Source organism: Acidocella aminolytica 101 = DSM 11237 (genome assembly GCF_900129125.1).
Classification (GTDB): domain Bacteria; phylum Pseudomonadota; class Alphaproteobacteria; order Acetobacterales; family Acetobacteraceae; genus Acidocella; species Acidocella aminolytica.
In genome coordinates this window covers 106,446-119,801 of record NZ_FQVJ01000009.1, presented here as the reverse complement: position 1 = coordinate 119,801, position 13,356 = coordinate 106,446, and the positions used below count along the sequence as shown (strand labels likewise).

11 protein-coding genes and 1 pseudogene are annotated in these 13,356 nt (G+C 57.6%); 3 read left to right on the top strand and 9 right to left on the bottom strand.

Annotated elements, in window-relative coordinates; all coding sequences use genetic code 11:
• The 3 genes and pseudogenes from BUB54_RS07040 to araD form a co-directional block, all read left to right on the top strand.
• A pseudogene (locus tag BUB54_RS07040) lies at positions 1-324 on the top strand (hypothetical protein); the annotation flags it as partial.
• Positions 325-503: 179 nt separating this feature from the next.
• Complete coding sequence (locus BUB54_RS07035) at positions 504-1,526, top strand: Gfo/Idh/MocA family protein (protein ID WP_048879603.1); 1,023 nt, start codon at positions 504-506, stop codon at positions 1,524-1,526.
• A 25-nt stretch (positions 1,527-1,551) separates the two neighbouring features.
• Complete coding sequence (araD, locus tag BUB54_RS07030; protein WP_048879604.1) at positions 1,552-3,282, top strand: L-arabinonate dehydratase; 1,731 nt, start codon at positions 1,552-1,554, stop codon at positions 3,280-3,282.
• 253 nt (positions 3,283-3,535) lie between these two features.
• On the opposite strand, the gene BUB54_RS07025 is transcribed toward araD, so the two are convergent.
• From BUB54_RS07025 to ctaD, 9 genes are all read right to left on the bottom strand, one after another.
• Positions 3,536-4,561: an IS110 family RNA-guided transposase gene (locus BUB54_RS07025; protein WP_048879605.1), complete on the bottom strand. Its 1,026-nt coding sequence runs from the start codon at positions 4,559-4,561 to the stop codon at positions 3,536-3,538.
• Positions 4,562-5,087: 526 nt separating this feature from the next.
• Entirely contained in the window at positions 5,088-6,353 is a 1,266-nt protein-coding gene (gene mnmE, locus BUB54_RS07015) for a tRNA uridine-5-carboxymethylaminomethyl(34) synthesis GTPase MnmE (RefSeq protein WP_048879606.1), read from the bottom strand.
• Positions 6,350-7,510, bottom strand: a complete 1,161-nt coding sequence (locus BUB54_RS07010; protein WP_048879607.1) for a low temperature requirement protein A — start codon at positions 7,508-7,510, stop codon at positions 6,350-6,352. The genes mnmE and BUB54_RS07010 overlap by 4 nt, the downstream gene beginning before the upstream one ends.
• Positions 7,510-8,979 (bottom strand): carboxypeptidase M32, encoded by a 1,470-nt coding sequence (locus tag BUB54_RS07005; RefSeq protein WP_048879608.1) that lies wholly within the window; start codon positions 8,977-8,979, stop codon positions 7,510-7,512. Before BUB54_RS07005 ends, BUB54_RS07010 begins: the two co-directional genes overlap by 1 nt.
• Positions 8,976-9,659, bottom strand: a complete 684-nt coding sequence (locus BUB54_RS07000) for an SURF1 family protein (RefSeq protein WP_048879609.1) — start codon at positions 9,657-9,659, stop codon at positions 8,976-8,978. Before BUB54_RS07000 ends, BUB54_RS07005 begins: the two co-directional genes overlap by 4 nt.
• A gap of 37 nt (positions 9,660-9,696) precedes the next feature.
• Positions 9,697-10,548: a cytochrome c oxidase subunit 3 gene (locus tag BUB54_RS06995; protein WP_048879610.1), complete on the bottom strand. Its 852-nt coding sequence runs from the start codon at positions 10,546-10,548 to the stop codon at positions 9,697-9,699.
• A 36-nt stretch (positions 10,549-10,584) separates the two neighbouring features.
• Positions 10,585-10,803 (bottom strand): hypothetical protein, encoded by a 219-nt coding sequence (locus BUB54_RS06990; protein WP_048879611.1) that lies wholly within the window; start codon positions 10,801-10,803, stop codon positions 10,585-10,587.
• The gene (locus BUB54_RS06985; protein ID WP_048879612.1) at positions 10,800-11,735 is read right to left on the bottom strand and encodes a heme o synthase; all 936 of its coding nucleotides are present in this window, start codon (positions 11,733-11,735) and stop codon (positions 10,800-10,802) included. The genes BUB54_RS06990 and BUB54_RS06985 overlap by 4 nt, the downstream gene beginning before the upstream one ends.
• 19 nt (positions 11,736-11,754) lie before the next feature.
• On the bottom strand, positions 11,755-13,353 hold the full coding sequence (gene ctaD / locus BUB54_RS06980) for a cytochrome c oxidase subunit I (protein ID WP_048879613.1): 1,599 nt from the start codon (positions 13,351-13,353) through the stop codon (positions 11,755-11,757).
• Positions 13,354-13,356 lie beyond the last annotated feature (3 nt).

Genomic DNA, 13,356 nt, shown 5'->3' with positions numbered 1-13,356 from the left:
GGCATCACCGGCACCATCATGGCGCTGAACAACAAGCTGACCATTACGCCTACCTATGTTGAGTATAATGCCGATTACGGCTTTGGCGGCAGCACCTATAACTATGACGGTGCGTATGGGTTCCCGTCCGGTGTGACGCCAATCCATAACGAAGCGATCCACGTCATCGACGCCGGTTTCAGCTACAGCCTTGCCGATGTGCTCAAGGGCCTCTCCGTTGCCTGGGATACCGATGCCGCGTTTGCCCAGAACAGCTCTGAGTCCAATGTTCACTACAACAACCCGTACCTCAGCAGCCGTTTCTATCTGAAGTACGCGTTCTAATCTGTTCTAAACACTGTCGCCTTTGGGCGGAGCTTGCACAAAGGCGGCCTCTTACACCTTTAAAGCCATGTGCAAAAGCACCCACTCTCCGGTGGCATTTTCATGCTAAACATGGACGCGCCAAGCTCGCCTATTCCGCCATTTCCCATTCAATCCTTGCCAAAAAAAGGAACTGCCTAATGAAAAACATCTGTCTCATTGGCCATGGTATGATGGGCATTTGGCATTCCGAAGCGTTGCAAGGCCATCCCGACGTCAGGCTGCACACAGTTGTTGGCAAAGACCTGCAATCCGTTTCCGCCTTCGCTGAAAAATACGGCTTCGCCAATGCCAGCAACAACCTGCTTGAGGCCGTCAACCAACCAGACATTGACGCGGTGATTATCGCCGGACCGAGCGAGAGCCATGCAGCCATGTCAATGGCGGTCATCAAGGCCCGAAAACATCTGCTCGTGGAAATCCCCCTGAGCATGACTGTCGAATCTGCCGAGACGGTTGTTGAAGCCGCGGAGCGCGCCAACCTCGCCCTGGCCGTTTCCCACCCGATGCGCTTCCGTCCCGAACGTGCGGCCCTGTTACAGCGCATCCAAAGAGGCGAAGAAACGCCGCGCCACATACATGGCCGCTTTTTCATCCATCGCCTCGTGAATATCGGCGCCACCGGTATCAAGCGTACATGGATCGACAATATTCTGTGGCATCACAGCACGCATCTGGTTGATCTGGGGCTCTGGCTAGTTGGCGGCGGCGATCCTGAAAAAGCCGAAAAGCGCATTCGTAATGTTAAAAGCTTCATGTCAGCGCTAGACCCGCATACCGGCACACCGATGGAAATCGTTATTCTGATTGAAACGCATGACGACCAAACTCTCCTCGCCACCGGCTCCTATTACGGTAAGGAGCGTATTTACGACACGCATGTCGTCACCGAAAAAGACAGCTACCGACTGGATGAACTCACAGCCAAGCTTACCACGGGCGCCGGAACGGAAGAAACCATCACCGAACAGGAAAACGCCTGGGCCATCAGCCGTGATTTCGTGAATGCGTTGAACGAAAGCCGCGCTCCTCTGGTCACCGGGCGCTCCGTACTGCCCGTGCTCAGGGTTCTTCACAAAGTTCAGGCTGAATGGGATTCCCAGCACGGTACCCAGGATATTCCCGGCCGCCCGCTGGTCCAGCTGCAACAGCCCGTAATGTAAGCCTCTGATCACCGGGACAACGCCCATGACTCAAAAAACCTATTCCAACTTACGCAGCTACCGCTGGTACGGCGTGGAAAATCTGCGCGCTTTCGGGCACCGCTCCCGCACCAAACAGATGGGCTTTTCTCGTAAAGATTTCGAAGGAAAGCCCGTCATTGGCATTCTGAACACATGGTCCGACATGAACAGTTGCCACAGCCACTTTCCCCAACGTGTGGAGGAAGTGAAGCGCGGCATCTGGCAGGCCGGCGGATTTCCGGTTGTTCTTCCGGCCATGAGTGTCGGCGAACCCTTCGTCAAACCCACAACGATGCTGTACCGGAATTTCCTGGCCATGGAAGCTGAAGAACTGATTCGTAGCCACCCAATTGATGGCGTCGTTCTCATGGGCGGGTGCGACAAAACAACACCTGCTTTGCTCATGGGCGCCATCTCCATGAACCTGCCCGCCATCTACTTCCCCGCTGGCGCCATGCTGCGGGGCAACTGGCGCGGAAAGGTTCTCGGCTCTGGATCGGATGTTTGGAAATATTGGGCTGAAAAGCGAGCGGGAAACCTCTCTGACGAAGTCTGGGCAGAGCTGGAAGACGGCATCGCCCGCTCTGCCGGCACTTGCATGACCATGGGCACCGCGACAACCATGATGACGCTGGCGGAATCGCTCGGCTTTGTTCTGCCAGGCGGCTCCTCAATCCCTGCCCCGGATTCGAACCATTCCCGCCTCGCCTCTGACACAGGCAGGCGAATTGTTGATATGGTCTGGGATAATTTAAAGCCGTCGGATATTCTGTCGCCTGAATCGTTCGAAAACGCCATTGTCACGGCACTGGCCCTGTCCGGCTCTACCAATGCCATCGTGCATATCATCGCGATGGCCCGCCGTGCCAATATCGACCTCAAACTCGAAGCCTTCGACCGTCTGAGCCGCAATATTCCCGTCCTGGCGGATATCCGCCCAACTGGACGCTTCCTGATGGAGGATTTCTATTATGCTGGCGGCATCAAAGGTTTGTTAAGTAGGCTGCGCGCGCATCTGCACCTTGATTGTCTCACCGTTAACGGCGCCACGCTTGGCGCTAATATTGAAGGTGCGGAAGTCTATCATGACGAAGTCATCCGCACGTGGGACAACCCCGTTTGGGCGAGCGGCGGCCTGGCCGTGCTTACCGGCAACCTCGCCCCGCGTGGCGCTGTCATCAAGCCCGGGGCGGCGGAACCACATCTTCTGAGACATCGAGGTCATGCCATCGTTTTCAAGAACTATAACGACATGGAACGCCGGATAGACGATCCTAACCTTCCCGTCACACCAGACTCCGTGCTTGTCCTCCAAGATGCCGGGCCGATCGGCGCCCCCGGTATGCCGGAATGGGGTCAGCTTCCCATCCCAAAAAAAATCCTGGCCCAGGGCATCAGGGACATGGTGCGTATCTCTGACGCCCGCATGTCCGGCACCTCATATGGCGCCTGCATTTTGCATGTCTGCCCGGAAAGCCGCGTTGGCGGGCCCTTGGCCTTTGTTCAGGACGGTGATATCATCGAAATCAATGTCGATGAACGCAAGCTAGAGCTTCTGGTTAATGATGAAGAACTAGACCAGCGCCGCGCCGCATGGACCCCGCCGCCCCCGCATTATGAGCGCGGCTACGGCGCTATATTCTCACAGCACGTGCGCCAAGCTGATGAAGGATGTGACTTCGACTTCCTTGAGACCTCGGCTGGCGAATCTGTTTCCGAGCCTGAAATCCACTAAGTATGAGACCTGTTGGGGTTGTCTAATCGCGACGGTGGGGTCAAGTCTTTTTTAAGAGACGCGTTTGCCGGATACAAGGTTGTCTTCGCGGTCGACAGAAGCCGCCGCATGATGGGCTTTCGCTGGAAGAGCCTTCAATGTGGATCACGCACTCAGCTGGGTCAGCGGTGCAGTCCCAACAACGGAATGGCTCAGCCCACGTCCCGGCAGGGACGTCTCAAGCGTTCAAATGTTGAACGCTATCCGCCAGATTTCACGCCGTTGCTCCTGCGTTCGGATTGAAAAACTCACCTGTCTTGAGCATCGCGTGCATGATCACCGCCAGTTTGCGAGCGACAGCGACGGCCGCTCGCTTGAAGCCGAGCCTCTCCCGGAGTTTAAGCCCCCATGTTCGTAGCGCGCTTTCTTTTTTGCTCCGTGTCAGGATTACAGACGCTGCTTCATAGAGAAGACCTCGCAAATGATCGTCGCCACGCCGAGATATATGTCCATCGTAATCGACCTCTCCGGATTGATATCGACGGGTCGTTAACCCGATCCATGCTCCGACATTCCGAGATTTCTTGAAATTGCATGGCTCCTCAATGGCAGCGGCAAAGGAGGTTGCGGTGATCGCACCGATACCTGGGATAGACATGAGTAAACGGCATGCCTGACTCTCGCGTGCTTCCCTGATGAGTTGACGGCCAAGGTCGGAGGACTGATAGCGAACGCTGCGCCAAGCATCCAGAAGTGGTAATATAATTGTGGCAAGCGGCGTGTGAGTAGCAAGAAGGTTTCGCACGTTTTGCTCGAAAACACTTCCCGTTCCGGCAGGAACGACAAGACCAAAGGTCTTCATGACACCACGGATCTGGTTGGAAAGTTCAACGGAAATGCGAACCAGCCGAGTGCGGGCTGCGACGAGTGTACGCGCCAGCATGCTATCAAAACCCTTGACGCGCACTTCACGAAAAAAGCTGACCTCGGCCAAGTGTGCCAAGCCGTCCGCATCATTCGCGTCAGTTTTGTTGGGCGCCATGTCGAGGGCTGCTTTGGCATGACGCGCATCAATACAAACCGCAGGCTGCCCTTCAGCGCGCAATGCATGATAGAACCATGCTGAAAGCGGGCCAGTTTCAAACACCACACGTTTCACGTGGGGTGCGCGCTTGCGAACAAGGTCGGCAATGACGCTCGGATCGGAGGCACATTTTCCCCTCCATATCCGTTTGCCTTCACGACGGATCGACACCGCAGTCTCTTTCATAGAGACATCAAGGCCGACATACTCTTCCATGGCTGTTCTCCATTCGATGCCGGGGCCCGGCGACCAGTCGTGAGCCCGTATTTCCATCCTATCGGGGAACAGTCACTTCCAAAAACTGGATTGTTTTCAGGGTGGTCGCTCCCGCGATTACCCCATGTGGAACGGCCACGGCATCGACTGTGCCATAATGAGGCTGTCTAAGACTATCGTGATGATCGCGATCGATCCCTTTATGCATCATCACATCAACCCTGAGAAACTCCCCTTCAAAGCTAAAGAACCTGGGCTTAACTGGATTGAACTCTCTCCGTGCGAAGACTTTCTGGAATGGTTCAAAGCTCCTCCATCTTCCATAACCGCATCAAAGCCTTCAGGCGTTTGCTAAACGAAGCCGGTATGGGCGTTGCCTCGCTCATACCCATGTATCGCTGTGCCTCAAGTGACGAATATGCTAGAAGAACACCGTATCCTCGTCGAACCTGACGATACGCTGAACAACCTCGACCAGCTGCGAATCATGAAAGATAAAGGTTATATCTCCCCGAGATGCAGCTTTTCATTTCCCGATACAAAAACCGGAAAACACGGCATCAAGAATCTCCTCAACCCCGATGCCCCCCACCAGCCGTGCCAAAGCCTGCCCCGCCGCGCGCAATTCCTCGCCGCGCAATTCCGGCTCCTCAAGCGTCAAGGCCATATCAAGCGCCATAACTGTGTCGCGCACACACGCCACCTGACGCGGGCGAGATAAAGATGCCGCCCCCCGCCGGTCCGTCAGGCTTCTGGCTTCCTCCACCAGCCGCCCGCGCAACCCCGCCATGCCCTGCCCCGTCTTGGCAGAAACTGAAAATCCACCGCTTTCAATAGCAAGATCAGCTTTCGTCCGCACCCGCAACACACCCGTTTGGCGTGGCGGTGGCGGAAAACTTTCCCCCGGCCCCGCCACAAGAATCACAAAATCCGCTTTTTCAGCCTTCACTTTGGCTCTACGCACACCTTCCGCTTCAATCACATCCTCGGTCTCGCGCAGGCCCGCCGTGTCGCTCAGATGCACTGGCACACCGCCCAGATCCAGCCTCACCCCCACCGCATCGCGCGTGGTTCCCGGAATATCAGAGACAATGGCAATCTCCTCCCCTGCCAACGCATTCATAAGCGTGGATTTCCCGGCATTGGGCGCGCCCAGAATCACAAATTCCAACCCCTCCCGCAGCCGCTCCGCTGCCGGTGCCGCCAGCAGCGTAGCCTGCATCTCATCCCGCAGTTCACGAATCTCGCCTAGAAGTTTTTCCTCCACTTCAGGTGGCAGATCTTCATCAGGAAAATCAATCAGCGCCTCTTGCCGTGCCATAATCTGCCGCAGCGTCTCCCGCCACGCAGCGCACACTTCATGCAATGCCCCTTCCAGCGCCTGCACACGCTGCCCTTCCGTCTCTGCCGCAATCAGATCCGCCATCGCCTCTGCTTGCAACAAATCCATCCGTCCCGTCTCGAACGCACGGCGGGAGAATTCGCCCGGCTCAGCAGGCCGCGCCCCCAACGCCACCATCGCCGCGCTCACCGCCGCCAGCACGGCCCGTCCGCCATGAATGGAAATCTCCGCGGCGTCTTCTCCCGTGAAACTGCGCGGCCCCGGAAACACTATCACCAAGGCGTCGTCCAACACCTTGCCGGCATGGCGCAGGCGGCGCAGCCCGGCATGGCGCGGCGGCGGCAATGCCCCTATCATATCGCGCGCAATCCTGAACGCCTCCGGGCCGGAAAGCCGCAACGTCGTCACCGCGCCCCCTAGCCCTGTAATCGGCGCAAAAATCGTACTCATGCCCGCATCACCAGCAAATTTGAAACCACAATCACCAGCACCAGCACCAGTGCCACCCCGCCGCCCATCACCAGCAACGTGCAATATGGCGACAAAACAGCAAGCAGCCCCACCCCCCCCAGCCCCCAAACATGCGAGGCAGGAAACCGAGGATGCAATAAGCGTCTGAACACCCCATTCCCGACCAAAAACGCCGCAGGCCCACCCAGCAGCAGCACACTCTGTCCTACCCGTGCAAATTCTGTTGGTTCATCCAGCAAAAATGCATCCCCCGCCGCCATCATGATAATCGCCGCAATCAGCAGCCCGTGGGCATAAGTATAGCCTGCACGGGCAATCTTGCCGACATCCCGAGCATGGGCAAAGGCATAGGCCGTGCGCTCCGCCGCATCATTAAAATAAATCCACCACAGACAAAACGCAGCAAACAACGCGCTCACCACGGCGGCAAATGTCGCATCGCCCCACCGCAACTCTGAAAAACTCGCCCCAATCACGGTAATGGACTCCCCCAGCGCAATCAGCACAAACGCCGCGCAACGCTCTGCCATGTGGCGCGCATCCACCCGCCAATCATTCGTCGTTGAACGCCCCAGACCCGGCACGTAAAATCCATTGGCTGGGCCTAAAAGATCAATCAGCAGCGCGACTAGCCACGCCCAAAGGCGCTGCTGCTCATCCACCACACTGCCCGCAAGCCACAACACCGAACCAGCCGCAAGCCACGCAAAAATTCTCTGAAAATTCCTGTAATTTCCGAAATCATGCTGCTTCAAAGCCCACAGCATAAACGCTGAACGTCCCAGGCTCATCACCGTCAGTCCGATGGCAAACCCAATTCCCCGCGTCCCGAATGCCTCAGGTATCGACGCCGCCAATAACAGCGCGCAGAACATCAACCCCAGCATCAGTAGCTTCACCGGCCTATGTTCGGGGTCAATCCAGTTCGTGACCCAACTCGTGTAAACCCAGCTCCACCACATGGAAGCAAACAGAATTGCCCCCTGGAAGCCCCCCAAAACACTCATATGCGCGCGCAGAAATTCAGAAACCTGCGTCACGGCGAACACAAAAATCAGGTCAAAAAATAACTCAACCTGCGTCACCTGTGCCCGCTCACCCTTGCGGCGCAGAAGGCTGAAAGCAGCGCCGCGCATCACCCCAAATAACGCGAGGTTAAATGCGCTTCAAAATAGGCCGGGTTCAACCCCTCCCCCGTCGCTGCCAGCAAAATATCGTTAAACCCCGCGGACGAGCCACGCCCATGCACATGCGCCGCCAACCAGCCGGTCAGCGGCGAGAGATTCCCCCGCGCCAACGCCTCATCCAAATCCGGCAACGCCTTACGGGCCGCAGCCATCAACTGCGCCGCCGCCATCGCACCCAGCGTATAGGACGGAAAATACCCAATCGCCCCATCGAACCAATGGATATCCTGCAAACAGCCCTGCGCGTCATCCGGCGGCACAATACCCAGCAACGCCTTGAAGCCTTCATTCCAGGCCCCCGGCAGGTCCTTCACCGCCAGGTCGTCCGAAAGCAGCGCCTGCTCCAGCCTGAAGCGCAACAGCACATGTGCCGGATAGGTCATCTCATCCGCTTCCACGCGGATAAAACTCCGCTCCACCCGCCGCAGCCTGTGCTTCAGCCCGGCAGGCGTAATCGCCTTGCCAAACGCCTCGGCGGCCAGCGACGCGAGATAAGATAGATACGCATCAGACCTCACAGCCTGCATTTCCACAATCAAGGATTGGCTTTCATGCACCGCCATTCCCGCCGCCGCGCCCACCGGCTGGCGCGCCCAGGCCGCTGGCAGATTTTGCTCATACAACGCATGGCCCGTCTCATGCAGCACCCCCATCAACGCAGCAGCGAAATCCCCCTCGTCATACCGCGTGGTAATCCGAATATCGCTCGGTGTCCCCCCGCAAAACGGATGAGCTGAAATATCCAGCCGCGCCGCGTTGAAATTCAGCCCCGCCGCCTCAGCTAAGCGCCGCGCCAGTACAGCCTGCACCGCCTCTGGGTATGGGCCAGCCGGCAACGCCTCATGCGTCTGCCTTGCCTGAAGCTCCTCGGCCCTGGGCAACACCTCCCACAAAAATGCCTCATAACGGGCAAAAATCGCCCCGGCCTGCGCCGCGCCAATCCCGCGCTGATACTGGCTCATCAGCGCATCATACGGCGTCATCCCCAGCGCCTCGCCCAGAATCACCGCCCCTTCACGGGTCAGCCGCACCACCTCGGCCAGCGCCTCCCGCACGGCGGAAAAATCCCCCGCCTTGCGCGCCGAGCGCCAGATCGTCTCGCAAACCTGGCCCGCGCGCACCTGTGCCTCGACTAACTCGCGCGGCAGCGCAATGGCGCGCACATGCGCCTCGCGCATCAACGCCAGATTTTGCTTATCCCAGCCGCTCTGCTCGCCCGCCTCGGCCAGCTTGTCACCAATCTCCGGCGCGCAGAGAAATTCATGCCTCAACCCCGCCAGCACCGCCAACTGCTCGCCCCGCGCCGCTGCCCCGCCATCCGGCATCATTGCCGCCGCGTCCCAGCCCAACATGGCACTGGCTTCGTCCAGGCAGGCAATACGGTGGAAGGAGGATTTCAGTGCCTCATATGCGCTCATGATTTCAGCAGCCTTTTCCGGGCAATAAAGATAAACTCGAACACCAGGACTCCGGCAAAGCCGAACCAAGTGAGCGCATATTCATAATGGTTGTTCGGCGGGGTCGGCAAATTCTGTGCGGGCTGCGGGAGCGAGCTGCCCGGCAGCGGCTTCGGCCCCATGGCAATCAGCATATAAGGGGCCACATCATGCAGCCCCATCCCCTTGCCAATCACCATGGGGTCCAGCGTGTAATAATGTCCCTTGGCCGGATTATCCGGCGGCGAGAACCACCCCCGGTCAATCGCCGCATGAATATATCCGGCGGGCAGCGCGGGCGGGTTGGCCAACGGCGTGGGCAAAGAGCCCGGCACCCAGCCCAGATCCACCAGCAAAATCTGCCCGCCCGGCCGCCGCAGCGGCATAATCAGCTCACCGCCTGAAACCGGGCCTTCCGGGCTGTTATGAACAATCTGCCCATAAAGCGCGGCCTTGCCGGGCACCCATGTGCCGGTCACAAACACTTTCTCAAATGGGCTAGGCTTGTCGGGCATCTTCACGGGCGGCGCCAACTGGGCGGCACGAATCTCCGCGATAATGCCTTCCTTCCATTTCAGCCTTTGAAGCTGCCAGGCCCCCAGGGCGATAAACAGGCAAAACGCGGCCAGCGCAGTCAGGCCCGGCGCAATCAAGCTGCGCAAAAAATCACCTTATCTCCTTCCGCTGCCATTCTGGCCCTCACCCCGCGGTAATAGCGCTGCGGCCGAGATAGTAGATGCACACAAACAGGAACAGCCACACAACATCCACGAAATGCCAGTACCAAGCCGCCGCCTCGAACCCAAAATGGCGCTGCGGCGTAAACTGCCCTGCCCTGGCACGGAAGAAGCACACGGTCAAAAACAGCGTCCCGATAATCACATGCGCCCCATGAAACCCGGTGGCGATGAAGAACGAGGACGGGTAAATCCCCCCATGATAAAACGGGAACGGCGAATGGGTATATTCCCACGCCTGACCGCACAAGAACGACAGCCCGAGCAGAATGGTCACCCCCAGCCCTCGCACCAGATTTTTCTGGTTGCCCTCCAGCAGGGAATGGTGCGCCCAGGTGATGGTAGTGCCGGACAGCAGTAGCACCATGGTGTTGAACAGCGGTACCGCGAACGGATCAACCGTGGTAATCCCCTGCGGCGGCCAAACCGGCGCAAACGCCGTCCCCATTTTGTCCGGGAAGAAGAAGTAATTGAAATAATTCCAGAAGAAGGAAACAAAGAACATCACTTCCGAGGCAATGAAAAGCGCCATGCCATAGCGTAACCCCACCTGAGTGATGATCTTATGCAGCCCCGGCGTGAGGGCCTCCTTAATCACATCCCGCCACCACAAGAACATCACGCTCAAATCCGCCACCACGCCGATGGTGAGCACAATAAATTCCCGGAAATGCGCTGCCAGAATAATTCCGGCAAAGGTCGTCATCGCCGAGGCGGCGCCAAGCAGCGGCCAAAGACTGGGGTTAACAAGATGGTATGGGTGGGGCACCGTACCCTTCACCTGGTCCGTGGCGGTATGGATTGTTCCGCTCATCTGTCTCTCCCTTTCTGGCGTTTCCTTAGATTATGGTCACCACATCCGTCCGTATTCGTGCAGCTTCACCATCGCGATGACATAGACAATCAAACAAAACCCACCCAACGCGGCGAGCAGCAGATAATTGCGTGCCCGCCTGCGCCGCAGAAACTCCGTCTTCTGTTCATCACTCCACTGCGCCTCGGTAATCTTGACACGCGGCATCCGGTCCTGAGCGTCCTTTTTTTCTGGCTTCATCGCCACGGCGCTCATACCAGCCGGTCCACCGCACAAGCGGCAAAGAGCAGGAATAAATACAGGATCGAGAATTTAAAGCAGGCTCGGGCGGGCTGATCCTTGGTCAGGCTCACGCCTTTGGCATCCTGCCGGTCGCGCAGCACACCCCAGGCATAATAGACAAACACCGTCCCCAGCACCAAGGCGGTGGCGCCATACACCCAGCCTGTCAGCCCCATGAACCAGGGTGACAGCGCCAACGGAAACAGAATCAACGTGTAAACAAATACATTCCACCGCGTATGCCGCGCGCCTTTCACCACCGGCAGCATAGGCACGCCCGCTTTCTCGTAATCAGTCGAGGCGTAAAGCGAAAGCGACCAAAAATGCGGCGGCGTCCAAAAAAACACGATGAAGAACAGCACCATCGGCAGCAGGCCGATATTGCCCGTCACCGCCGCCCAGCCAATCACCGCCGGAAACGCCCCAGCCCCGCCGCCAATCACGATATTCTGCGGCGTACGGCGCTTCAACCAAATCGTATAAATCACCGCATAATAGAAAATCGAGAACGCCAGCACGGCGGCGGCGCACAGATTTGTCGCCATCGCCAGCAAAAGCACCGAGATCACTGAGAGCACGACGCCAAACCCCAACGCCCCCGCCGCCTCAATCTTACCCGCCGGAATCGGCCGCGAGGTGGTGCGGCGCATGATTGCGTCAATATCGCGGTCATACCACATATTAATCGCCCCGGCCGCGCCAGCCCCCAGCGCAATACAGAAAATGGCGATCGCCCCGATCAGCGGGTTGATATGCCCCGGCGCGATAATCAGCCCGATGGCGCCAGTGAACACCACCAGCGAAACCACCCGGGGTTTCAGCAGCGCTAGCCAGTCGCCCGGCTCCGCCCCCAAAGACGGCGTCAGGCTGGCATCATGAAACAGCTCAGTAGTTTGACTGGACAAATCGGCTCCTTAACAACCTTTACCGGATAATCGGCACATCTTCGAACGTATGGTGCGGCGCAGGGCTGGGGATGGCCCATTCCAGCGTCGTCGCCCCCTCGCCCCAGTAATTATCGGCAAGCTTCTCCTTAGAGGTGAATACCCGCCAGATCACATAGAAGAACACCAGCGTCGAGACCCCGGAAATAATCGACCCGATGGACGATACATAGTTCCAGCCCGCGAAGGCATCCGCATAATCCGGATAACGGCGCGGCATACCCGCCAACCCCAAAAAATGCATCGGGAAGAAGGTCAGGTTCACCCCGATAAAGAAGGTCCAGAAATGCACCTTCCCCCAGAATTCCGGGTATTGGTGCCCGCTCATCTTACCGATCCAGAAATAGAAGCCGGCAAAAATAGCAAACGCCGCCCCCATTGAGAGCACATAATGGAAATGCGCGACCAGGAAGTAATCGTTATGCAACTCCTGGTCCAACCCCGCATTGGCCAGCACCACACCGGTCGCTCCGCCAATCACGAACAGGAAGATAAAGCCCAACGCCCAGAGCATCGGCGTCTTGAACTCAATAGACCCTCCCCACATCGTCGCGATCCAGGAGAACACCTTAATCCCCGTCGGCACCGCGATAATCAGCGTCGCCACCTCGAAATAGATCTTGGAATCCGTGGAAATGGCGGAAACGAACATATGGTGCGCCCACACCACAAACCCCACGAACCCGATAATCACCATGGCATAGGCCATGCCCAGATACCCAAAAATCGGCTTTTTGGAGAAGGTGGACACCACATGGGAGATAATGCCGAAGGCCGGCAAAATCATGATATACACTTCCGGGTGGCCAAAGAACCAGAACAGATGCTGGAACAGCACCGGATCCCCGCCGCCAGAGGGCTCAAAGAACGAGGTGCCGAAATTCCGGTCCATGATCAGCATGGTTACCGCCCCCGCCAGCACCGGAATCGCCAGCAGCAACAAAAAGGCCGTCACCAGAATCGCCCAGCAGAATAACGGCATCTTATGCATGGTCATGCCGGGGGCGCGCATATTTAGAATGGTGGCAATAAAGTTGATCGCCCCCAGCAGCGAGGAAATTCCCGCCAGATGCAGAGAGAACAGTGAAAAATCCGTTGCCACCCCTGGCGAATACTGAGCATTGTCCAAAGGTGGATAAAGTGTCCATCCCGCCCCAGTGCCTTTATCCAAAAACAGTCCCAGAAGTACGAAAATAAACCCCGCCACTAGGAACCAGAAGCTCATATTATTCAGCCGCGGGAACGCCATGTCCGGCGCGCCGATCATAATCGGCACAAACCAGTTACCCATCCCGCCAATCAGCGCCGGCATCACGAACCAGAAAATCATGATCAGCCCATGCGCGGTAATGATCGCGTTCCAAGTATTGCCGTTGGTGATGATGTCGTTATGCGGATACATCAACTGCTGGCGCATGATCATCGAAAGCACGCCGCCCACGCAGCCGCCAATAAACGCCATGCAGATATAAAGCGTCCCGATATCCTTATGGTTGGTGCTCATCAGCCAACGCGTGACGAAGCTTTGCTTATGGTGGCCTTGGGCGAGCAGGGCATGATCATTCGCGGTAATGGACATTCT

Excerpts from the sequence above, each read along its gene's own strand:
- BUB54_RS07035 (WP_048879603.1), top strand. The coding sequence starts at position 504 with ATGAAAAACATCTGTCTCATTGGCCATGGTATGATGGGCATTTGGCAT.
- BUB54_RS07010 (WP_048879607.1), bottom strand. The coding sequence starts at position 7,510 with ATGCGCGGCGCTGCTTTCAGCCTTCTGCGCCGCAAGGGTGAGCGGGCA.
- BUB54_RS06995 (WP_048879610.1), bottom strand. The coding sequence starts at position 10,548 with ATGAGCGGAACAATCCATACCGCCACGGACCAGGTGAAGGGTACGGTG.
- BUB54_RS07005 (WP_048879608.1), bottom strand. The coding sequence starts at position 8,979 with ATGAGCGCATATGAGGCACTGAAATCCTCCTTCCACCGTATTGCCTGC.
- ctaD (WP_048879613.1), bottom strand. The coding sequence starts at position 13,353 with ATGTCCATTACCGCGAATGATCATGCCCTGCTCGCCCAAGGCCACCAT.
- BUB54_RS07025 (WP_048879605.1), bottom strand. The coding sequence starts at position 4,561 with ATGGAAGAGTATGTCGGCCTTGATGTCTCTATGAAAGAGACTGCGGTG.
- mnmE (WP_048879606.1), bottom strand. The coding sequence starts at position 6,353 with ATGAGTACGATTTTTGCGCCGATTACAGGGCTAGGGGGCGCGGTGACG.
- araD (WP_048879604.1), top strand. The coding sequence starts at position 1,552 with ATGACTCAAAAAACCTATTCCAACTTACGCAGCTACCGCTGGTACGGC.
- BUB54_RS06990 (WP_048879611.1), bottom strand. The coding sequence starts at position 10,803 with ATGAGCGCCGTGGCGATGAAGCCAGAAAAAAAGGACGCTCAGGACCGG.